An 18,716-nucleotide genomic window follows, 5' to 3' on the forward strand; every position below is an offset into this window, starting at 1 on the left:
CCGGCGCTTACCCCGCACGGTCGGTCACGATCTGAACCGACACGCCGTGCTCGACCCAAGCCTTGGCCGCGATCACGAGCTGGTTGAACCCGCCCTGCGAGTCGAGCCACGCGGCAATGTTCTCCTCTTCGCCCGCACTGTGACCGGTTTCCGTGACCGAAAGCTCGGTCGTCGGTCCCTTTTCAGTGAATCGAAAGGTCACGCGGGTCGGGTGATCCTCAGGACCCCAGTCGAAGGACAGGACTTCGCCCGGGCGGGCCTCGTCCACCTTGACGTCAATGCACATGGCGTCGGGTTCCTCGCCTAGGGCGAAGGTCACTTCGGCACCCGCTTCGAGCGGTCCCGAGATCACGGGAAACCAGAACCGCGTCAACTGCTCGGGGTCCGTGAAGGCTTCGTAGACGACTGTGGGGGCGCCATGAATGAGCGTGGCGGCTTTGACTTTGGGATCTGCCATCTGTCTGTCCTCCTGTCCTGTCAACAAATGGGCAGGACAGGAGGTTCCAACAGAGCCGAGAGATCAGGCGATTTCCACCAGTTCGATGTCGAAGGTCAGATCCTTGCCCGCGAGCCGGTGATTGGCGTCGAGCGTCACGCTTTCTTCGGAGATTTTCGTCACCGTGACGGGAAGCTGCTGCCCTTGCGGGGTCTGCATCTGAAGCTGGAGACCTTCTTCAAGCGGAATGTCGGCGGGGATCTGGTCGCGCGGCACCTCGGCGACGCCTTCGGGGTTGTGCGGGCCATAGGCCTCGTCCGCCGGGACCGGGACCGATTTCTTGTCGCCAACGGTCATGCCCGGAAGCGCCTTGTCGAGCCCTGCGATGATCTGGCCGGAGCCCACGGTGAATTCGAGCGGATCGCGGCCTTCGGAGCTGTCGAAGACGGTGCCGTCGGTCAGTGTGCCGGTGTAATGAATGCGGACTTTGTCGCCCGATTTGACTTGGGACATGCTTACCTCTTGGGTCTGATCGGAGAATGGGTTTGGCAAGGCCGCACCGGGGGAATGCCCGGACGCAGGTGCTTGCGGGGTTCGCGACAAGCATAGGGCAGGTGCTTCGCGGGTGTAAACCCGAAGGCCGATTCGCCGGTGTTTCGCGACGGGCGCTAGGCGAAGAGAGGGCCTAGAACCACTGGCCCGGTTCCATTAGCCCAAGATCGAGAAGCTGCTGCGAGGTCCAGTCGAAGGGCACGGAATTATGCCATTTGAAGGTCGGGATCGCGAAGGTCGACCCGGCGTTCATCTTCAGCGCCTTCGCGGTCCGGAAGCTGACGATGGCGGCGGTGATGTTGTTATGCCAAGGGCAGGCGTAGGTGTTGTACTCCTCGTCCGAAAACGTGTGATCGGCCCGCAGGCGCAGGCCTTGCTTGGCGCGGAAGATCGCGATGCGGTCGATCTTGCGCCGGTCGCGGGGGACATGCTCCTCATACCGCCAGCGCAGGCCGCCGAAGAAATCGAGCTGCCGTTCCTTGGGGTAGTTCCGGTTGCCCGGATCGGGCCGGGACAGCGCATAGTATCCGGTCTTGTCGAGGCAGGCGTGATCGAGCGATACGGCATTGGGATAGCGCCGGAGGTCGTCGGCGTAGAGATCGACGACATAAGCGAGCATGGCCGAGCGGCGTTCTTCGGTGTGGAAGGTGAGAAGTTCGTTCACGTTCCGCGTCTCGCAGAAGGGAAAGAACAGGTATTCGGCGTTATAACAGTAATAGAGCCAGGCTCCCGGGGCCATGTCGTTCACCGCGTCCACGGCGCGCTGCACGTCCGCGACGTCGAGCACGGGATAGTCGATCCTGTGCACCTCGTCCTCGAGCGAGGAGGGCAGCTCAAGCGCCGTCGGCGCGAAGAGCAGGATCGCCTTGAAGCCCGTGAGCTGGTGGTAGCGGATCGTGCTTTCGACCTCGATCAGGTCTTCGACGAAGATCATTGCGGCGGGCCCGCGCGCGATGGCGGCGGCACCGGTTTGCCGGAAGTGATCGAGGGAGGTGTATCGCATGTGTCCTTGGTAGCTTGGCCCGGGTCCGGTAAACAATCCTTGAAAGCGGGCGGGGTGCAAGCCCGGACCTTGGCCCGGCCCCCGGGGCGTTGCGATGAAGGCGCAATCGGGGTAGGACGCGCGCTGACCCAGCACATGGAGCCCGAGATGGCCGATATGGACCCGAAGAAGCTCTTCATCCGCACCTACGGTTGCCAGATGAACGTCTATGACAGCGAGCGCATGGCCGAGGCCATGGGGTCGAAGGGCTATGTCGAGGTGGGAAGCCCCGAAGAAGCGGACATGATCCTGCTCAACACCTGCCACATCCGGGAAAAAGCGGCCGAGAAGGTCTATTCCGAGCTTGGCCGGTTCAAGGATCTCAAGGACGCCAAACCCGACCTCAAGATCGGCGTCGCAGGCTGCGTGGCGCAGGCCGAAGGCGAGGAGATCATGCGGCGCCAGCCCTTGGTGGATCTTGTCGTGGGGCCGCAGACCTATCACCGGCTGCCCGACATGGTGGCCGCGGTGGAGGCAGGCGAACGTCCCGTCGATACGGATTTTCCGGTCGAGGACAAGTTCGAGGTGCTGAAGAACCGGCCGCTTGCGCGGCGTGCGCCGGCAGCGTTCCTGACCGTGCAGGAAGGTTGCGACAAGTTCTGCGCCTTCTGCGTGGTGCCCTATACCCGCGGCGCCGAAGTGAGCCGCCCGCCGGAACGCATCTTGCGCGAGGCGCAGGAACTGGTCGAGCGCGGGGTGCGCGAGATAACGCTCTTGGGTCAGAATGTGAACGCCTATCATGGGCAGGGCGACGGCGGCGACTGGACGCTGGCGCGGCTGATCTGGGCCCTGAACGACATCGACGGGCTGGAGCGCATCCGCTTCACCACCTCGCATCCCAACGACATGTCCGACGACCTGATCGCGGCGCATGGGGAATGTGCAAAGCTCATGCCCTATCTGCACCTGCCGGTGCAGTCGGGCTCGGACCGGATCCTCAAGCGGATGAACCGCAAGCATACCGCCGAGGAATATCTGCGGCTCATCGACCGCATTCGCGCGGCGCGTCCCGACATCATGCTGTCGGGAGATTTCATCGTGGGCTTCCCCGAAGAGACCGATCAGGATTTCGAGGACACGCTTTCGCTGATCCGGGCCGTGGGCTACGGCAGCGCCTTCAGCTTCAAGTATTCCTCGCGTCCCGGCACCCCCGCCGCCGAACGGCCCCTGGTGGACGACGTCGTCGCGGACGAGCGCTTGCAGCGTCTCCAGGCGCTCCTCAACGATCAGGCTGCCGCGGCGCTCGAGGGCATGGTGGGCCGCGAGGTCGGCGTGCTCTTCGAGAAATCCGGGCGCCTTCCCGGCCAGATGGTCGGCAAGTCGGACTACCTGCATGCGGTCCATGTCTCGGCCCCGGACAGCGGGCCAAACGCAGGGGACATCGCGGTGGGCGACCTGCGGCGGGTGAGAATCACCGCCCGTGCGCCCAATTCGCTGGCCGGCGAATTGATCTGACACCGCCACTCGCGCGGGTTTCCGAGGCGATCCGGCGAGTCCCGGGTCATTGTTCCCTCTTTGGACACCACGGTTGTGGAATGTCTGGGGTCCGACCACAAAATCGGGTCCAGCGCCATTTACATGCGGCTTTTCATCGGTTTAACCTCCGACACATAAGTCTGCGCCGTCGCCACGCGGCCATTTTGGGGGATTAGGAGTGAAGAACCGGGTTTTCAAACGGTTCAGGACAGTCGCGACCGCGGCCGTGCTGGGCATTGCGGCTGCGGGCGGAGTTGCCACCACGGCATCCGCTCAGAGCCAGGTCACCGTGACCGGCAAGATCAACTGGGGCCTCTGGGTCGATCCCGATGGTTGCATGCACTGGTGGACCGACGGCGGCGTCGAAGGCTACATGGTGTCGCGCCGCGATCCCAAAACGGGGCGCCACATGTGCCTCGAGAAGAACACCTGCGCGGTGCAGAACACCGACGTGCTCTTCGCGACCGACAGCCACCAACTGACCGCGACGGGCCGCCAGTGGCTCCAGCAGTTCTTCGCCTCGGCGGGCGCCTTCGCCTATGCCGTCTATGGCCATACGGACAGCCGGGCCTCGGACGAATACAACATGCGCCTGTCGCAGAACCGCGCCAATACGGTCGCGCAGGTTGCCCGCTCGACGGGCGCCGTGGTGGACCGTGTCGTCGGCTTCGGCGAACGCCGCCCGATCGCGGCCAACGATTCGGCTGCGAATATGCAGAAGAACCGTCGCGTCGAAATCGTTTGCTACAGGTATCCGAACCCATGATGAAGAAGACACTCGTTCTGGCCCTGCTCGCGCCCGTGACGCTCGCGGCCTGCCAATCCACTGCCTACGACGGCGGTGCGCCGAAGCTGATCGCGCGTCCCTATGACAGCTCGTTCGGCGATCCGCAGGGTCCGCGCGACGGACTTGCCGCTGTCGCGGTTCTGCCCGACGGCTGCGAAGCCTGGATCGTGGATGACGGTCTGGAAGGATACGGCGGTGACCGGTCCGACCCGAAATCGGGCCTGCCGCGCTGTTCCAACGAACTGCCGCGCGGCGCCGTGATCGGCGAATGGCGCACCTCGGACGACCTGATCGACATCCTGCCCTAACCGTTGCGACGGCCAGGACGCGACAGATTCACTTTCGCCCAAAATTCGACCGCGCACCCCCCGGTGCGCGGTCTTTTCGTGAAGATTGCATGAAATTTGCGCACTATTTCTTGCGTGGGAACCGGAACGGGTCCACCATCGTTGGTACAGGCACCCCGTGAAACGGAGATATACTTGGGACTAGATGCGTTAAACCCGCCGAAACCCGAAGACATTCACGAAACCCTGCTGGAGTTTCCCGACAACCGATTGTTGATCGACTTGTGCGGGGAATTCGACCGAAACCTCGCCCAGATCGAACACCAGTTGAATGTGCATATCCTGCGCCGTGGCAACCAGCTTGCCGTGGTCGGGGATGGCGCGGCGCGGGGTCAGGCGGCAGCGGTTCTTCAATCGCTCTACCAGCGGCTTGAGAGCGGCCGGCAGATCGAGGCCGGAGACATCGACGGAGAGATCCGTATGGGCATGTTCTTCGACGCCCCCGGCGACAGCGCCGGGCCCGAGGCACAGCTCGAGATGTTCAAGGGCGGGCGGGTCGAGATCAAGACCCGGCGCAAGATGGTCGAGCCGCGCACCGAAGCGCAGAAGGCCTATGTCCAGAACCTGTTCAAGAACGAACTGGCCTTCGGCATCGGTCCGGCCGGGACGGGGAAGACCTATCTCGCGGTGGCGGTCGGGGTGAACCTGTTCATCTCGGGTCATGTGGACCGGATCGTGCTGTCCCGTCCGGCGGTGGAGGCGGGCGAGCGGCTCGGCTTCCTGCCCGGCGACATGAAGGACAAGGTCGATCCCTACATGCAGCCGCTCTATGACGCGCTCAACGATTTCCTGCCGGGCAAGCAGGTCGAGAAGCTGATCGCAGAGAAGCGAATCGAGATCGCGCCGCTCGCCTTCATGCGGGGGCGGACGCTGTCCAATGCCTTCGTGGTGCTCGACGAGGCGCAGAACGCGACGACCATGCAGATGAAGATGTTCCTCACCCGTCTGGGCGAGGGCTCGCGCATGGTGATCACCGGCGACCGGAGCCAGATCGACCTGCCGCGCGGCGTGCAGTCGGGGCTTCGGGAGGCGGAGACGCTTCTCAAGGACATCGACAAGATCTCCTTCAACTACTTCACCGCCAAGGATGTGGTGCGCCATCCGCTGGTCGCGAAGATCATCGAGGCTTACGACGCGAAAGAAGCGCAGGGCTGAGGTCATTTAGCGGTGTGGGCAGCCGGGGGCTGCCCACGCAGTTTTTCCATCGGTCTTGTGCGACTGCACAAGACCGATGCCCCTGGAGGGCTTTGCCCTCCAGACCTCCCAAAGTACTTTTGAAGCGATGAAGAGTGAAGCTTTCGACTGGACGCCTGCGGACATGGGCGATCTGACGGGCCAGGTGGCGATGGTCACCGGGACCACGGGGCTTTGCGTCGCGATCGTCGAAGGGCTCGCGCGGGCCGGGGCCCGGGTGATCATGTGCGGACGGTCCAAGGTGCGTGGCCGCGCGGTTCTGGACGGGATCCGGGCGCGTGTGCCGGAGGCCGACCTCGGGTTTCGAGTGGTCGATCTTGGCGATCAGGCCAGCGTGCGCGCCTTTGCAGAAAAGGCGGTGGCCGAGATCGAGCACGTCGACATGCTGGTGCTCAACGCTGCGGTGATGGCCGAGCTAGGACGGAGCGAGACGACGGACGGTTTCGAGATGATGTTCGGCGTCAATCACCTTGGCCATTTCGCGATGGTGGCGGGGTTGATGCCGCTCCTCATGCGGTCCAGGGCGCGGGTGGTGAGCCTCTCCTCCGGCGCGCATCAGTATGGCGAGTTCGACTTCGACGACCTGATGAGCACGGGAAAGTTCAAGCCGATGGTCGCCTATGGCAAGACGAAGCTCGCCTGTCTCATGTTCGCGAAGGAGCTCGACCGGCGGTCGAAGGCGGGCGGCTGGGGGATCACCAGCGTCGCGGCGCATCCCGGTTTTGCGCGCACGGACGGGGTGTTCACGCGGCTTGCGACGATCCCGCTGCTGGGCTGGATCGCAGGAAAGACGGTGGTGCCGCTCCTGTCGCATGTGCCCGAGAAGGCGGCCTGGTCGATCCTCTTCGCGGCGACCTCGCCCGAGGTGCGGGGCGGTGGCAACTATGGGCCTGTCGGGTTTCGCGAGTTGTCGGGGCCGGTGGGGCCGGCGACGACAGCCGACTATGCCGAACGCGAAGACGTGGCGTCCCGACTTTGGGCGGAAAGCGCCCGTTTGACGGGCGCATCCTTTCCCCCCTTGGCGCAGACACGGGAAAGCCTGTAGAGGCAAGGAATGATCGTGGACCTCGTGATTGAAGATGACCGCTGGGCGGCCTTCGGGCTTGACGTGCTGGCCGAGCGCGCCTGTGCAGCGGTGCTGGCCGACCGGGCCTTCGAGGGCGAGATTGCGCTTCTGGCCTGTGACGATGCACGGATCGCCGAATTGAACGGGGAGTTCCGGCAGAAGGGCCGGCCGACCAACGTGCTGTCCTGGCCGAGCGAGGAACGCGGCGCGGTCGATCCCGGTGGCGCGCCCTTTCCCCCGACCGAGCACGAGCTTGGCGATATTGCCATCGCCTTCGACACTTGCGAACGCGAGGCGGCCGAGCAGGGCAAGTCGATGGAGGACCACGTGACCCATCTTCTGGTTCATGGCACGCTGCATCTGTTGGGTTATGACCACATCGACGACAAAGACGCGTCGTTGATGGAGGGGCTCGAAGTGGAAATACTTGGCAAACTGGGCATTGCCGACCCATATGGGGAGGCGGAGTCCTGAACTCCGGCCTGATGGAAAGGATCAATGGGCGAGAACGGCGAAGGGTCTTCTAACGCGGCGCAGAGCGCGCAGTCGGAAGACGACAGTCAGAGACCGGGTTTCTTCGGTCGGATCATCGGGGTGTTGAGCCCCTCGGACGCGGGCGAGACGGAACCGGATCACCCGCAGAGCGCGGGCGAGGTGCCGCGGGCGCTGCCCTTGGGAATGATGAACCTCCGGCGGATGCGGGTGCTGGACGTGGCCATTCCGAAAGCGGATGTCGTGGCCGTGTCGGTGGATACGCCGAAGGACGAGCTGGTGGAGGTTTTCCGCGAGTCGGGTCTGACGCGTCTGCCGGTGTTTCGGGGTACGCTCGACACGCCGGTGGGGCTCATCCACCTCAAGGATTTCGCGCTGCGCTACGGGTTCAACGGGGCCGGGCCGGAGTATGACCTTGAAAGCATGGTGCGGCCGCTGATCTATGCGCCGCCCTCAATGCCGATCGGGGTCCTCTTGCAGAAGATGCAGAGCGAGCGGATGCACATGGCGCTGGTCATTGACGAATACGGCGGGGTCGATGGTCTCGTCACGCTCGAGGACCTGGTGGAAACCGTGATCGGCGAGATCGAGGACGAGCACGACCTGGAAGAGGGCGCGCTGTGGTTGCAGGAATCGAACGGCGCCTGGCTGGTCGAGGCCAAGGCACCGCTGGAGGAATTCGAACAGGCCTCCGGGCTGAAGCTCGCGACGGTGGACAGTGACGAGGAAGAAATCGACACGCTTGGCGGTCTGGTCTTTCTCGAAGCGGGCCGGGTGCCCGCGCGTGGAGAGGTGATCGAGCATCCCACCGGGGCGGAATTCGAAGTGGTCGACGCCGACCCGCGCCGCATCAAGCGGCTGCGCGTGCGCCTGCCGGACGCGGCGGAGCGGACGGAGCGGAATGCCGACTGACGTCGTGGGCCGACCGGGGATGCGCGATAGCCTGGCGTGGGTCCATGCCCGCTGGCCCCGGGTCTTTGCCGTGGCGCTGTCGGGCGGGATCGTGGCCGGGCTTGGTCAGCGACCCGTCGACCTTTGGCCCTTCACGTTTGTCGGGCTCGCCGTTGGCGCGGCGCTGGTCGCCGCGGCACCTACATGGAAACGTGCGGCGCTGTCGGGCTGGGCGCTGGGCACCGGATATTTCGGCCTGACCTTCGCCTGGGTGGTGAACCCCTTCCTCGTCGAGCCCGAGGTCTATGGCTGGATGGCGCCTTTCGGGGTCTTCTTCCTTGCCGCGGGCATGGCGCTTTACTGGGGGCTCGCCGCAGGCATCGTGCAGGCGCTGCGGCCGGGCCGTTGGCTCTGGCTTGCCATGGCGGCCGCTTTCGCCTTCGCCGAGGTGCTGCGCGGCTGGCTCTTCACCGGTTTTCCCTGGGGCGGGCCGGGCATGATCTGGATCGACCTGCCCATGGCGCAATATGCGCGCTTCGGCGGGGTCTATGGGCTCAATGCGGTGAGTTTCGCGTTGGGCTTCGGCATCTGGCAGGCGATCGAGGGCCTGCAGGGGCGCATCGTCTGGGTTGGGGCGGTGTTCCTCTTCGCGCTGGGAGGCTTCTTCCTCCAGCGTCCGGCGCCCGCACCGATGGAGGCCACGGTGCGACTGGTCCAGCCAAATGCGCCGCAAGAGCTCAAATGGCACCCGGACTGGGTCGAGACCTTCTATGACCGGTCCAAGGAATTGTCGGCGGGCGAAGGCTCGCCGGATCTCGTGATCTGGCCGGAGACGACGATCCCCGCGCTCTTGGGCCAGTCCCCCTGGTTCGAGGCAGAGGCGGCTGCATCCGCCGCGCCCGCGCCGCTCATCGCGGGCATCCAGCGGCGGGACGGCGCGAGCTACTACAATTCACTGGTGCTCTATCGCGGCGACGAGGTCCCGCTGTGGGTCTATGACAAGCACCACCTCGTCCCCTTTGGCGAGTTCGTGCCCTTTGGCAACCTCATGGCCAAGGTCGGCATCCACGGCCTGGCCCAGCGGGAAGGGATGGGGTTCTCGAGCGGCGTGGGCGCAGAGGTTCTGCCGTTGCCCGACGGGCTTGGCAACGTCTTGCCGCTCATCTGTTACGAGATGATCTTCCCCCGCGATATTCGCTCGGCCCCGGTGCGCCCCGACTGGATCGTTCAATCCACCAACGACGCCTGGTTCGGCACCTTCTCCGGCCCGCAGCAGCATCTGGTTCAGGCGCGGTTCCGGGCGATCGAGTTCGGGCTGCCCGTTGCGCGGGCCGCGAACACCGGGATTTCGGCTGTTATCGACGCGACCGGGGCGGTGACGGCGAGCCTCGGGCTTGGCCAGGCCGGGGTGATCGATGCGCCCATTCCGGTGGCGCTGCCCGAAACGCCCTATGCGAAATGGGCGGATTGGCCGCTCATCCTTGGCGCGATTGCAACGCTGTTCATCCTCGGGTTACGACGCCGCCGCTATGCGATTGACCCCGACTCAAGCCTTCGTTAACCCCGTCTGGACAACCGCCACAACGGCTTCCTGACGTGGCGGGGATAGCATAACGGAGCACTTTTCATGTCACGTAGCGAATACACCTTCACCTCCGAGTCCGTCTCGGAGGGGCACCCGGACAAGGTCTGCGACCGGATTTCGGATGCGGTTCTCGACGCCTTCCTGAGCGAAGACCCCTATGCGCGGGTCGCCTGCGAAACCTTCGCCACCACCGACCGCGTGGTGATCGGCGGCGAGGTGCGCGGCCCGGCCAGCGTCATCCAGCGGGTCGAGGACATCGCGCGCGACTGCGTGCGCGACATCGGCTATGAGCAGAAGGGTTTTCATTGGGCCAATCTGACGGTGGAGAACTACCTCCACGCGCAATCGGCCGACATCGCGCAGGGCGTCGACGCGGCGGGCCACAAGGACGAAGGCGCAGGCGATCAGGGAATCATGTTCGGCTATGCGACGGATGAGACGACCATGCTCATGCCGGCGCCGATCCTCTACGCGCACAAGATCCTCAAGCGTCTGGCGGAGGTGCGCAAGGACGGCACCGAACCGCGGCTTGGCCCCGACGCGAAGAGCCAGCTTTCCGTGCGCTACGAAAACGGCGTGCCGAAGGAGATCACCTCGCTCGTCCTGTCCACGCAGCATATGGACGAGTCGATGACCTCGGCCGATGTGCGCGCGATGGTCGAGCCCTACATTCGTGAGGTGCTGCCGGAGGAATGGCTGTCGGACGCGACCGAGTGGCACGTGAATCCCACGGGCAAATTCGTGATCGGCGGTCCCGATGGTGACGCAGGCCTTACGGGGCGCAAGATCATCGTGGACACCTATGGCGGGGCCGCGCCCCATGGCGGCGGCGCGTTTTCCGGCAAGGACCCGACCAAGGTGGACCGCTCGGCGGCCTATGCTGCGCGGTATCTCGCGAAGAACGTGGTTGCGGCGAGGTTGGCCAAGCGCTGCACGCTGCAACTCTCCTATGCCATCGGCGTCTCGAAACCGCTGTCGATCTATGTCGACACCCATGGCACCGGCGAAGTGGACGAGGCGCGGATCGAAAAGGCCGTGGCCGAGGTCATGAACCTCACGCCGCGTGGCATCCGCGAACACCTCGGCATGAACAAGCCGATCTACCAGCGCACCGCGGCCTATGGCCATTTCGGACGCGAGCCCGATGCCGACGGCGGCTTCTCCTGGGAAAAGACCGACCTCGTGGACGCGCTCAAGTCCGCGGTCTGACCGTCCGCCCACATCGCAGAAAAACAAAGGCCCCGGCAAATGCGCGGGGCCTCTCTTCTCTGGTCCATGAATATCCCGGGGGTCGCCTTTGTCGCGCCATTGGTCCGAGAGACAATGGCGACGGGGCGGAGCCCCCAGAAGGTCGTGTCAGCCGGAGCCGACGCGAAACCTCACTCGGCCGGAACCGAACCCGCGTTCTTCGAGGACATCGACCAGGCGCCGGGTCCGAAGGCCACGACCATGAGCATGCCGCCCGCAATCGTCAGGTTCTTCATGAAGCTGATCATCTGCGCCTGCGCGGCCATGGCGTCTTCCATCGCGAAGGACGGCACGAGGTGGAAGAGCACGCCCGACACGATCGCGAACCCGGCCAGAAGGAGTGCCGCGATGCGGGCCTGGAAACCAACGAGAAGCGCGAGGCCGCCGACCACTTCGACGAGGATCACGAGGGGCAGGAGCGCGCCGGGGACGCCCATCATCTCCATGTAGCCCTGGGTTCCGGCATAGCCGGTGATCTTCTGGAACCCCGAGAGGATGAACATGAAAGACAGGAGCAGGCGCGCGAGGGGCGCGGTGTAAGTGAGTGCGTTCGACATGTTGACGTTCCTTTGATTGACGCGATGCTGCGTGACGGGAGGACTATGCCCATTTGCGAATGTGCACGCAATTCGGACATTAGAGAGAGGTTCTGTGCGAAAACGCGCGGGCGTTGCTAGGCCGCCGCTGCTCGGTTACATGGCGGCATGACCCGCGATACACGATCCGACTCCCATGCCTCCGGCGCACCCTGGCGCAATTTCTACGGGCGCATTCACGGCAAGACGCTGAAGCCCAACCAGCAGAAATGGCTGGACGAGGACCTGCCGCGCCTCGCGCCCGGCAAGGTTGGCTGGGAGGAGAACCCCGACCGGGTCCCGCTCGACATGGAGGCGATGTTCGGCGGCAAGCCGGTCTGGCTCGAAGTCGGCTTCGGAGGTGGCGAGCACCTCGCGCATATGGCCGCGACCTATCCCGAGGTGGGCGTCATCGGTTGCGAGCCCTTCGTCAACGGCGTCGCGATGGCACTTGGCAAGGTGGTGAAGCGCAAGCTGGACAACGTGCGCATTCATGCGGGCGACGTGCGGGACCTGTTCGACGTGCTGCCGGAGGGATCGCTCGACAAGGCCTTCCTTCTCTATCCCGATCCCTGGCCCAAGGCGCGCCACCATCGCCGCCGTTTCGTGACCGCCGAGCATCTGGAGCCCCTGCACCGTTCGCTCAAGCTCGGGGCCGAGTTCCGGGTGGCCACCGACATTCCGGACTATGTGCGCCAGACGCTGGAAGAAGTGCCGAAGGCCGGGTTCGAATGGCTGGGCGAAGGCCCCAAGGATTGGCGGCGTCCGTGGGACGACTGGTATTCGACGCGTTACGAGCAGAAGGCGCTGCGCGAAGGCCGGGTGCCGCATTATCTGACGTTTCGCCGGGTTTAGGCGGCGGGTTTTTTGAGTATTTAGGGAAAGATGAAAGGGGCGGGCGTAGACCTGTCCCGCGGCCTGCGCTATCAGCGCGTGACCACTTTCTGGAGACGCATATGTCCGGCCACGGCGACCCCATTCCGATGACTTCGCACAAGTGCGGCCCCCTGACGGGCGAGGCGCATGTGCCGGGGGACAAGTCGATTTCGCACCGTTCGATGCTTCTGGGCGCGATGACCGTGGGCGAGACGCGGGTGACGGGGCTTCTGGAGGGTGAGGACGTGCTGGCGACCGCCACCGCGATGCGCGCCTTCGGGGCCGATGTCGAGCGTCTTGGCGACGGTGACTGGCGGATCAACGGATTCGGCGTCGGCGGCTTTGCCGAGCCTGAAGACGTGATCGACTGCGGCAACGCGGGCACCGGCGTTCGGCTCATCATGGGTTGCATGGCGACCTCGCCGATCACTGCGACATTCACGGGCGATGCCTCGCTGCGGTCGCGGCCGATGGGGCGGGTCACGGATCCCATCGCACTCTTCGGAGCGGCCTCATATGGGCGGTCGAAAGGGCGGCTCCCGATGACCGTCGTGGGCGCGCGCAATCCGGTGCCGGTTCGCTACACGACGCCGATGGCCAGCGCACAGGTTAAAAGCGCCGTCCTGCTTGCCGGGCTGAATGCCCCCGGCGAGACCGTGGTGATCGAGGCGGAAGCCACACGCGACCATACCGAGCGGATGCTCGCGGGCTTCGGCGCCGAGGTCGATGTCCAGGTGACGGATGAAGGCCGCGTCATCACGCTTGTCGGCCAGCCGGAGCTCAAGCCCCAGACCATCGCCGTGCCGCGCGATCCGTCGTCGGCGGCTTTCCCGGTCTGCGCGGCGCTGATCGTCGAAGGCTCGGATGTGCTGGTGCCGAACATCGGGCTGAACCCGACGCGGGCCGGGCTTTTCGAAACGCTGCGCGAGATGGGCGCGAACCTGACCTATGAGAACGAACGCGAAGAGGGCGGCGAACCTGTCGCGGACCTGCGCGCGCGGTTCTCGCCGGACATGCGCGGTATCCGCGTGCCCGAAGAGCGCGCTGCGAGCATGATCGACGAATACCCGGTGCTCTCGGTCGTCGCGGCCTTCGCCGAGGGCAAGACCGAGTTCGTCGGCGTCCATGAGCTCCGCGTGAAGGAAAGCGACCGGATCGATGCGATGGTGCGGGGGCTGGAGGCCAACGGCGTGACCGTCGAGGAAGGCGGCGACTGGATGACCGTGCATGGCAGGGGGCCGGGCGGGGTGCCCGGCGGCGGCACGGCAAACGCGCGTCTCGATCACCGGATCGCAATGAGTTTCATGGTGCTGGGCATGGCCGCGCGGGACGCGGTCAGCGTCGACGACGGGGCGCCCATCGCCACGTCCTTCCCGATCTTCGAGCCCCTCATGGCCGGTCTCGGTGCACGGATCGAGCGGTCGACAGGGTGAGCCGGGGCGCCGTCAGGGTCGGACTCTTCATCCTCTGGGCCGGGCTCCTGGCCTATATGGTCGTGGTCATCCAGACCCGGATCGTGCCGGTCACCGGCATGGCGCTGCAACCGCGCTGGGCCGGATACACCTATGCCGACATCACGCATTTCGGGGTCCAGTTGCTGCGCACCGGTCTGGGCGAGGTTTATCGGGATGTGCTCGTGCTGGCCGACAGCGCCTTCGTCCTGTGTTTCGGGCTTTGGGTCGCGCTCGATTTCCGGCGCTGGCCCTGGTTCGGGGTCATCCTCGCGGTGACCTACGCAGCGGCAGATCTTGGCGAGAACGTGCTTCTCTACCGGGAACTCAGCTGGTCCTGGGGCGTGACGAGCGAGGCGGTGGGCTGGGTCCTGTTCCCGCCGGCCTCCGAAGGGGGCACGCCGATCGCGGCGGCCTTTACCGTGGCGAAACTCCTGCTGTTTTCCGTGCTGACCTTCGGTATCTTCCTACGCGACTGGGTTCGCTGGAGGCGCGCATGAGACCCGAGGGCTGGACCGGGATTTTTGGCAAGGCGGGGCACCTGCTTGCGGTCTTGGAAGCCGGCGACGACCTGATCCGCGCGGTCGCGCCGGAGGCATACGCGCAGGCCTATCCGGCCTATCGGTCGGTGAGTTACGGCGTGGGGCCGAAGAAGAACACCGAAGGCGCGGTCTATCTGGCGCTGCAGTCGAACTGGGTGAACCTCGGCTTCTACCAGGGTGCGTCCCTGCCGGACCCGTGCGGCATTCTCAAAGGAACGGGCAAGGCGCTGCGCCATGTGAAGCTGACAGCCTGGCCCGAGAATGACCGGGCCCTGAGAGATCTGGTCGAAGCGGCCTTTGCAGAACGGCGGGAGGCCTTGGGACGATGAGCCATCAGGCGCAGATGCGGGCCTTCTGGGCCATTTCGGCGGTCTTCTTCGTGGTCTACGGACTTCTCGTCGGCTGGGTCGGGCCCTGGCTTACCGAGCTTGCAGGCGGGCTCGCGGTGCTGGACACGCGGCCCACAGGTTACGGGCTCGTGGAGGTCCAGGCGCTTCTCGAGGCGGCGCAACCGGGGTTCGTGGATGCCTATGTCCATGTCGCGACCACTTGGGACCGGGCGGTGCCGGTGCTGGCCGGGGCGATGTTCACGCTCGGGCTATGGACGGGCGGCGGCATCTGGCGGGTGCTGGCGGTGCTGGGCCTCGCCTATGCGGTGAGCGATCTGACCGAGAACATGCTGGTCGCGCGGCTGATGCAGGGGATGCCGGAGGAGATCACGCCAGAGGCGGTGGCGCGGGCCTCGGCGGTGTCGGTGACGAAATGGGTGCTCGTGGGGGCCTGTTTCGTGGCGCTGGTGGCCCGCTTCGCGGCCGGGATGTTCGGACAGGCGCGGGGACAGGCGTGAGATTTACAGTCGCAATCGACGGACCCGCGGCGGCGGGCAAGGGCACCATATCGCGGGTGCTTGCCCAGAGGTTCGGCTTCGCGCATCTGGACACCGGGCTTCTCTACCGCGCCGTGGGACGGCGGGTAATGGCGGGCGAAGATGCGCTGGTCGCGGCGCGGAGCCTGACGGCGGCGGACCTTGCCGGGCCGGGGCTGCGCGATCCGGAAGTGGCGCAGGCCGCGAGCCGCGTCGCGGTGATCCCCGAGGTGCGCGCCGCGCTCGTCGACTTCCAGCGTGCCTTCGCGCGGTCCGAAGGTGGCGCGGTGCTGGATGGACGCGACATTGGAACGGTGATCTGTCCGGGCGCCGAGGTGAAGCTCTTCGTGACCGCGAGCGCCGAGGTCCGCGCCCGGCGCCGGTTCGACGAAGAGCGTGTCGCAGGGCATGAGGTGTCCTTCGACGCGGTGCTTGACGACGTCAGATCGCGCGATGCGCGGGACATGAACCGCGCCGATGCCCCCCTGCGCCCGGCAGAGGATGCGATCGTGATCGACACCTCGGAGATGAGCGTGGACGAGGCCGTGGCCGAGGCTGTCCGGCTGGTCGAGGCGCGGCGCTAGGGCGTATCGGGCCAGCGCGCCCGGATGAGCGGTTCATAGTCCCGCCAACCGCCCGCGATGGCCGGGTCGATGCCCTGACGCACCTGCCATTTCGACAGGGTCGGCATGGTGCCGGTTGCGCGCTCGGGTGCGGCAATGGCGGGGTCCCAGTCGAGCCCCAGCCTGTCCAGCACGGGAGTCAGAACGGCGCGAGGATCGCGGGTGAGGTCCTCGAGCCGGACGCTGTGCCAGTTGTCCCCGGCGCGCGAGCGGCCAAGCTCCGCCAGGGCAAGGTGACGGTCATAGTGGTTCTGGAGCGTCTGCCAGTCGTAGGAATAGGCATGGCCCTCGCGAAAGTCGTTCTTGAAACAGGACCAGGTGGTCGCAAGGCGGTCGCGGGTGAGATGCAGGATCTGGGCCTTGGGAAACAGCATCGGGATCGCCCAGGCGAAAATGTAGTTCTCGGGCATCTTGTCGAGCGCGATGGTGTCCGTCGGGAGATTTGCGAGATAGGCGGCGCGCGCCTGCTCGAGCCGTTCTTCTGTGAGGCCGTCCAGAAAGGCCAGATGCGGTTGCTGACCAGGGGCCTCAAGGGCAAGTGCAGCGCCAAGCGCGGTGCGCTCGCCCATGTTGGTGATCGCCGGATGGGCCCCGAGCATCTGCGCGGTCAGCGACGTGCCGGATCGCGGCATCCCGAGGACGAAGATCAGGCGCGAGCCGGCGGGCGAAAGCGCGAGAGGGGGAGTCGCGCGAACCCGGGCGATGAACGCATCGGTCAGCCGCTGGGTGCCCGCATCGTCGAAGGTCGCGCCGCGAAGCCGGTTGGCTGTGATCACCGCATCGAAGCTGGCTTGGACCTGGCCCATGTCGCCATGGGCCTTGGCCAGCATGAAGTAGAGTTGGGATCGCAACGCGGGCGCAAGAGCGGTTTGCGCGGCGAAGCCTTGCAACCGGGCAAAGACCGGGTCGTCGGGCCGATAGGGCGTCGCATGAGTGTAGAGCCAGAGACCCGCCAGCGAGCCGGGATCAACGGCGAAGACCGCTTCGAGGTCGGCCCGGCATGCGGCGAAGCGACCTTCGTTGAGCGCGGCCTCGGCGCGGGCGAGGAGGAGTTTCAGGTCGGTCAGCGTCATTCTCGGCTCTTTCGGCGGAGGCTGCCCGACGGGGCGGGGGAAGTCAAAACCGAGGTATGGATCTCGGGATTCTGGAATTCCAGGATTCCGGAATTCTAGAATCTCGGAATTGGAAGTATATAATTGATTTCGCGTCATAAAAATGGCCTCCAGCCGCGAAACCTACTTCACCCCAACTGCCCGAGAGCGACTGCGAAGCAGAGACCAAGCGCCACGGCGATGCCGGTCCACTTCGCGTCTTCGCGGAAGGCCGTGGGGAACACCTCGGTGGCGAGCGAGGCGGCAACGGCTCCGGCGGCGATGCACTTGATCGTGGCGATCAGCGGTTCGGACGCGTCGCTCAGGCCGGTGTAGCCTCCGAGCGCGGCCAACGACAGAAGTGTTGCCACCCCGGCCCAAACCGCGACGACCCGCCTTGGGTGGCGACCGTCGGCGACCATCCGTTTCGCGCCGCCCGCTGCTTCGGGAAGGTTCGACAGAAAGATCGACCCGGCGAGCGCCGCGACGGCCAGAGGTTGCGCGCCAATGAGTGCGGTGCCGAGTGCGAGGTTCTCGGGCACGCCGTCCAGCGTCACGGCGAGGACCAGCCCCGTGCCGCCCGCGTTCCGAAACCTCGCGGCGACGAATGCATCTGACCCGGTGAAGATCGCCGCCCCGCCCATCACGGCCACCAGAACACCCCAGAGCGGCATGGTGTCGACAGAGGGTCGGATCAGCTCGTCCATCACCGAAACGATGAGCGCGCCGCCCGCGAAGGCGACGACGAAGCCTTCGGTCCGCTCCGACAGGTTCCGAAACGCCCCCCAGAACGCGCCGGCGAGAAGCGCGAAGGACGTGACGAGAATGACGGCGACAACGATCATGGCGTTGATCTACGCCGGGCGCGGCGGGCTGGTTCCCGGTCAGGTCCGACGCGCGAAGGGGAACAAGGCCCTGAGCGCCGGGGAGCGAAGCCAAAGCCCGCCCCACATGAAGAGACCCAGATAGATCGAGAACAGCACGTTCGAGAAGAGCGGCGTCCCCGCCCGGATCTGGGTGGCCATCGCACCGCCGAGAACCGCCATCAACAGGACCGCGCCCAGAACGGAGGTGACCGGGAACAGGTAGAGCACCACGCAGACCAGTTCGATCATGCCGATGAGAAGGATCGGGCTTGCCTCCCATCCCAGCGCCACCATGGTCTCGTCGGCGACAGGAAGGCCCGCGAGCTTCGGGTAGACCGACGCACCAAGGATGAAGAGGCCATAGAGCCCGGAAAGGGCCCATCCGATAATCGTCATTGTTTTCTGTGACATGTGCGGCCTCCTGCGAGCCTTGATCGGGCGGCGGCGCGGCATTCTTGTCAAGTGGGCAGAGATGTGGCGGGGCATGCGCCAACAACGTTTCCTTGTGCGGACCCTGCGCATCCCGCCTTGGGTCGTCGAAAGTCCCGTGCCAGGGGTTGGCCACGCCGGCGAAGCTTGGCGCAGAAAGGCCCAATCCCCTTGCCAACAAGGGCTGAACACCGTATAGCCCCCCTCAAGACAGGCGATGAACGCCGCGTAACCGAGAGCGAGCAGGGTCGGGGAACCGGCCCTCTTTGTTTTGCGGATGCC

Annotated in this window: 22 protein-coding genes and 1 riboswitch; of the genes, 15 read left to right on the forward strand and 7 right to left on the reverse strand. The window is 65.5% G+C overall.

Annotated features, from left to right (window positions below; genetic code table 11):
- Nucleotides 1–7: 7 nt before the first annotated feature.
- The 3 genes from KJP29_RS06465 to KJP29_RS06475 all read right to left on the reverse strand — a co-directional run bounded on the left by KJP29_RS06465 (nucleotide 8) and on the right by KJP29_RS06475 (nucleotide 1,991).
- Nucleotides 8–457, reverse strand: coding sequence for an SRPBCC domain-containing protein (locus tag KJP29_RS06465; RefSeq protein WP_218462741.1), 450 nt, complete (start codon nucleotides 455–457; stop codon nucleotides 8–10).
- A 63-nt stretch (nucleotides 458–520) separates the two neighbouring features.
- Entirely contained in the window at nucleotides 521–949 is a 429-nt protein-coding gene (locus KJP29_RS06470) for a peptidylprolyl isomerase (protein WP_218462742.1), read from the reverse strand.
- 172 nt (nucleotides 950–1,121) lie between these two features.
- Nucleotides 1,122–1,991, reverse strand: a complete 870-nt coding sequence (locus KJP29_RS06475; RefSeq protein ID WP_218462743.1) for a hypothetical protein — start codon at nucleotides 1,989–1,991, stop codon at nucleotides 1,122–1,124.
- Nucleotides 1,992–2,138: 147 nt separating this feature from the next.
- Here KJP29_RS06475 and miaB point away from each other — a divergent pair, with 147 nt between their 5' ends.
- The 9 genes from miaB to metK all read left to right on the forward strand — a co-directional run bounded on the left by miaB (nucleotide 2,139) and on the right by metK (nucleotide 11,077).
- Entirely contained in the window at nucleotides 2,139–3,485 is a 1,347-nt protein-coding gene (gene miaB / locus KJP29_RS06480) for a tRNA (N6-isopentenyl adenosine(37)-C2)-methylthiotransferase MiaB (protein WP_218462744.1), read from the forward strand.
- 199 nt (nucleotides 3,486–3,684) lie between these two features.
- Nucleotides 3,685–4,272, forward strand: a complete 588-nt coding sequence (locus KJP29_RS06485) for an OmpA family protein (RefSeq protein ID WP_370630843.1) — start codon at nucleotides 3,685–3,687, stop codon at nucleotides 4,270–4,272.
- The gene (locus tag KJP29_RS06490; RefSeq protein ID WP_218462745.1) at nucleotides 4,269–4,601 is read left to right on the forward strand and encodes a hypothetical protein; all 333 of its coding nucleotides are present in this window, start codon (nucleotides 4,269–4,271) and stop codon (nucleotides 4,599–4,601) included. The genes KJP29_RS06485 and KJP29_RS06490 overlap by 4 nt, the downstream gene beginning before the upstream one ends.
- A 174-nt stretch (nucleotides 4,602–4,775) precedes the next feature.
- Complete coding sequence (locus tag KJP29_RS06495) at nucleotides 4,776–5,795, forward strand: PhoH family protein (RefSeq protein WP_218462746.1); 1,020 nt, start codon at nucleotides 4,776–4,778, stop codon at nucleotides 5,793–5,795.
- A 127-nt stretch (nucleotides 5,796–5,922) separates the two neighbouring features.
- Nucleotides 5,923–6,879 (forward strand): SDR family NAD(P)-dependent oxidoreductase, encoded by a 957-nt coding sequence (locus tag KJP29_RS06500; protein WP_218462747.1) that lies wholly within the window; start codon nucleotides 5,923–5,925, stop codon nucleotides 6,877–6,879.
- A gap of 9 nt (nucleotides 6,880–6,888) precedes the next feature.
- Nucleotides 6,889–7,374: an rRNA maturation RNase YbeY gene (gene ybeY / locus KJP29_RS06505; RefSeq protein ID WP_218462748.1), complete on the forward strand. Its 486-nt coding sequence runs from the start codon at nucleotides 6,889–6,891 to the stop codon at nucleotides 7,372–7,374.
- A 24-nt stretch (nucleotides 7,375–7,398) separates the two neighbouring features.
- Nucleotides 7,399–8,304: a hemolysin family protein gene (locus KJP29_RS06510; RefSeq protein ID WP_218462749.1), complete on the forward strand. Its 906-nt coding sequence runs from the start codon at nucleotides 7,399–7,401 to the stop codon at nucleotides 8,302–8,304.
- Nucleotides 8,294–9,844, forward strand: a complete 1,551-nt coding sequence (gene lnt / locus KJP29_RS06515) for an apolipoprotein N-acyltransferase (protein ID WP_218462750.1) — start codon at nucleotides 8,294–8,296, stop codon at nucleotides 9,842–9,844. The genes KJP29_RS06510 and lnt overlap by 11 nt, the downstream gene beginning before the upstream one ends.
- 11 nt (nucleotides 9,845–9,855) lie before the next feature.
- Nucleotides 9,856–9,904: riboswitch (SAM-SAH riboswitch) on the forward strand.
- A 6-nt stretch (nucleotides 9,905–9,910) separates the two neighbouring features.
- On the forward strand, nucleotides 9,911–11,077 hold the full coding sequence (metK, locus tag KJP29_RS06520; protein ID WP_218462751.1) for a methionine adenosyltransferase: 1,167 nt from the start codon (nucleotides 9,911–9,913) through the stop codon (nucleotides 11,075–11,077).
- Between the two features lie 170 nt (nucleotides 11,078–11,247).
- Here the strand turns inward: metK and KJP29_RS06525 are convergent, their stop codons facing one another.
- Nucleotides 11,248–11,673, reverse strand: coding sequence for a DoxX family protein (locus KJP29_RS06525; RefSeq protein ID WP_218462752.1), 426 nt, complete (start codon nucleotides 11,671–11,673; stop codon nucleotides 11,248–11,250).
- A gap of 147 nt (nucleotides 11,674–11,820) precedes the next feature.
- Here KJP29_RS06525 and KJP29_RS06530 point away from each other — a divergent pair, with 147 nt between their 5' ends.
- The 6 genes from KJP29_RS06530 to KJP29_RS06555 all read left to right on the forward strand — a co-directional run bounded on the left by KJP29_RS06530 (nucleotide 11,821) and on the right by KJP29_RS06555 (nucleotide 16,009).
- Entirely contained in the window at nucleotides 11,821–12,546 is a 726-nt protein-coding gene (locus tag KJP29_RS06530) for a tRNA (guanosine(46)-N(7))-methyltransferase TrmB (protein WP_218462753.1), read from the forward strand.
- A gap of 101 nt (nucleotides 12,547–12,647) precedes the next feature.
- Complete coding sequence (aroA, locus tag KJP29_RS06535) at nucleotides 12,648–14,000, forward strand: 3-phosphoshikimate 1-carboxyvinyltransferase (RefSeq protein WP_218462754.1); 1,353 nt, start codon at nucleotides 12,648–12,650, stop codon at nucleotides 13,998–14,000.
- The gene (locus KJP29_RS06540; RefSeq protein ID WP_218462755.1) at nucleotides 13,997–14,518 is read left to right on the forward strand and encodes a hypothetical protein; all 522 of its coding nucleotides are present in this window, start codon (nucleotides 13,997–13,999) and stop codon (nucleotides 14,516–14,518) included. The genes aroA and KJP29_RS06540 overlap by 4 nt, the downstream gene beginning before the upstream one ends.
- Nucleotides 14,515–14,889 (forward strand): hypothetical protein, encoded by a 375-nt coding sequence (locus KJP29_RS06545; RefSeq protein ID WP_218462756.1) that lies wholly within the window; start codon nucleotides 14,515–14,517, stop codon nucleotides 14,887–14,889. Before KJP29_RS06540 ends, KJP29_RS06545 begins: the two co-directional genes overlap by 4 nt.
- Nucleotides 14,886–15,407: a hypothetical protein gene (locus KJP29_RS06550; RefSeq protein WP_218462757.1), complete on the forward strand. Its 522-nt coding sequence runs from the start codon at nucleotides 14,886–14,888 to the stop codon at nucleotides 15,405–15,407. Before KJP29_RS06545 ends, KJP29_RS06550 begins: the two co-directional genes overlap by 4 nt.
- Nucleotides 15,404–16,009, forward strand: a complete 606-nt coding sequence (locus KJP29_RS06555; protein ID WP_218462758.1) for a d(CMP) kinase — start codon at nucleotides 15,404–15,406, stop codon at nucleotides 16,007–16,009. Before KJP29_RS06550 ends, KJP29_RS06555 begins: the two co-directional genes overlap by 4 nt.
- Here KJP29_RS06555 and KJP29_RS06560 read toward each other — a convergent pair.
- From KJP29_RS06560 to KJP29_RS06570, 3 genes are all read right to left on the reverse strand, one after another.
- Nucleotides 16,006–17,121 carry a sulfotransferase gene (locus KJP29_RS06560; RefSeq protein WP_218462759.1) on the reverse strand — a complete coding sequence of 372 codons (1,116 nt, stop codon included), beginning with the start codon at nucleotides 17,119–17,121 and terminating at the stop codon, nucleotides 16,006–16,008. The two genes, KJP29_RS06555 and KJP29_RS06560, sit on opposite strands and share 4 nt — an antisense overlap.
- Before the next feature lie 167 nt (nucleotides 17,122–17,288).
- The gene (locus tag KJP29_RS06565; protein ID WP_218462760.1) at nucleotides 17,289–17,984 is read right to left on the reverse strand and encodes a ZIP family metal transporter; all 696 of its coding nucleotides are present in this window, start codon (nucleotides 17,982–17,984) and stop codon (nucleotides 17,289–17,291) included.
- 39 nt (nucleotides 17,985–18,023) lie between these two features.
- Nucleotides 18,024–18,416, reverse strand: coding sequence for a DoxX family protein (locus KJP29_RS06570; protein ID WP_218462761.1), 393 nt, complete (start codon nucleotides 18,414–18,416; stop codon nucleotides 18,024–18,026).
- Between the last annotated feature and the right edge of the window lie 300 nt (nucleotides 18,417–18,716).

Origin of the sequence: Maritimibacter sp. DP1N21-5, from assembly GCF_019218295.1 — a bacterium.
GTDB lineage: Bacteria > Pseudomonadota > Alphaproteobacteria > Rhodobacterales > Rhodobacteraceae > Maritimibacter.

What these genes read in the sequence shown, in the direction of transcription:
- ybeY (WP_218462748.1), top strand. Translation starts at nt 6,889, where the DNA reads ATGATCGTGGACCTCGTGATTGAAGATGACCGCTGGGCGGCCTTCGGG.
- KJP29_RS06545 (WP_218462756.1), top strand. Translation starts at nt 14,515, where the DNA reads ATGAGACCCGAGGGCTGGACCGGGATTTTTGGCAAGGCGGGGCACCTG.
- KJP29_RS06465 (WP_218462741.1), bottom strand. Translation starts at nt 457, where the DNA reads ATGGCAGATCCCAAAGTCAAAGCCGCCACGCTCATTCATGGCGCCCCC.
- KJP29_RS06530 (WP_218462753.1), top strand. Translation starts at nt 11,821, where the DNA reads ATGACCCGCGATACACGATCCGACTCCCATGCCTCCGGCGCACCCTGG.
- KJP29_RS06560 (WP_218462759.1), bottom strand. Translation starts at nt 17,121, where the DNA reads ATGACGCTGACCGACCTGAAACTCCTCCTCGCCCGCGCCGAGGCCGCG.
- KJP29_RS06475 (WP_218462743.1), bottom strand. Translation starts at nt 1,991, where the DNA reads ATGCGATACACCTCCCTCGATCACTTCCGGCAAACCGGTGCCGCCGCC.
- KJP29_RS06470 (WP_218462742.1), bottom strand. Translation starts at nt 949, where the DNA reads ATGTCCCAAGTCAAATCGGGCGACAAAGTCCGCATTCATTACACCGGC.
- KJP29_RS06500 (WP_218462747.1), top strand. Translation starts at nt 5,923, where the DNA reads ATGAAGAGTGAAGCTTTCGACTGGACGCCTGCGGACATGGGCGATCTG.
- lnt (WP_218462750.1), top strand. Translation starts at nt 8,294, where the DNA reads ATGCCGACTGACGTCGTGGGCCGACCGGGGATGCGCGATAGCCTGGCG.
- KJP29_RS06570 (WP_218462761.1), bottom strand. Translation starts at nt 18,416, where the DNA reads ATGTCACAGAAAACAATGACGATTATCGGATGGGCCCTTTCCGGGCTC.
- KJP29_RS06550 (WP_218462757.1), top strand. Translation starts at nt 14,886, where the DNA reads ATGAGCCATCAGGCGCAGATGCGGGCCTTCTGGGCCATTTCGGCGGTC.
- aroA (WP_218462754.1), top strand. Translation starts at nt 12,648, where the DNA reads ATGTCCGGCCACGGCGACCCCATTCCGATGACTTCGCACAAGTGCGGC.
- metK (WP_218462751.1), top strand. Translation starts at nt 9,911, where the DNA reads ATGTCACGTAGCGAATACACCTTCACCTCCGAGTCCGTCTCGGAGGGG.
- miaB (WP_218462744.1), top strand. Translation starts at nt 2,139, where the DNA reads ATGGCCGATATGGACCCGAAGAAGCTCTTCATCCGCACCTACGGTTGC.
- KJP29_RS06490 (WP_218462745.1), top strand. Translation starts at nt 4,269, where the DNA reads ATGATGAAGAAGACACTCGTTCTGGCCCTGCTCGCGCCCGTGACGCTC.
- KJP29_RS06510 (WP_218462749.1), top strand. Translation starts at nt 7,399, where the DNA reads ATGGGCGAGAACGGCGAAGGGTCTTCTAACGCGGCGCAGAGCGCGCAG.
- KJP29_RS06525 (WP_218462752.1), bottom strand. Translation starts at nt 11,673, where the DNA reads ATGTCGAACGCACTCACTTACACCGCGCCCCTCGCGCGCCTGCTCCTG.
- KJP29_RS06565 (WP_218462760.1), bottom strand. Translation starts at nt 17,984, where the DNA reads ATGATCGTTGTCGCCGTCATTCTCGTCACGTCCTTCGCGCTTCTCGCC.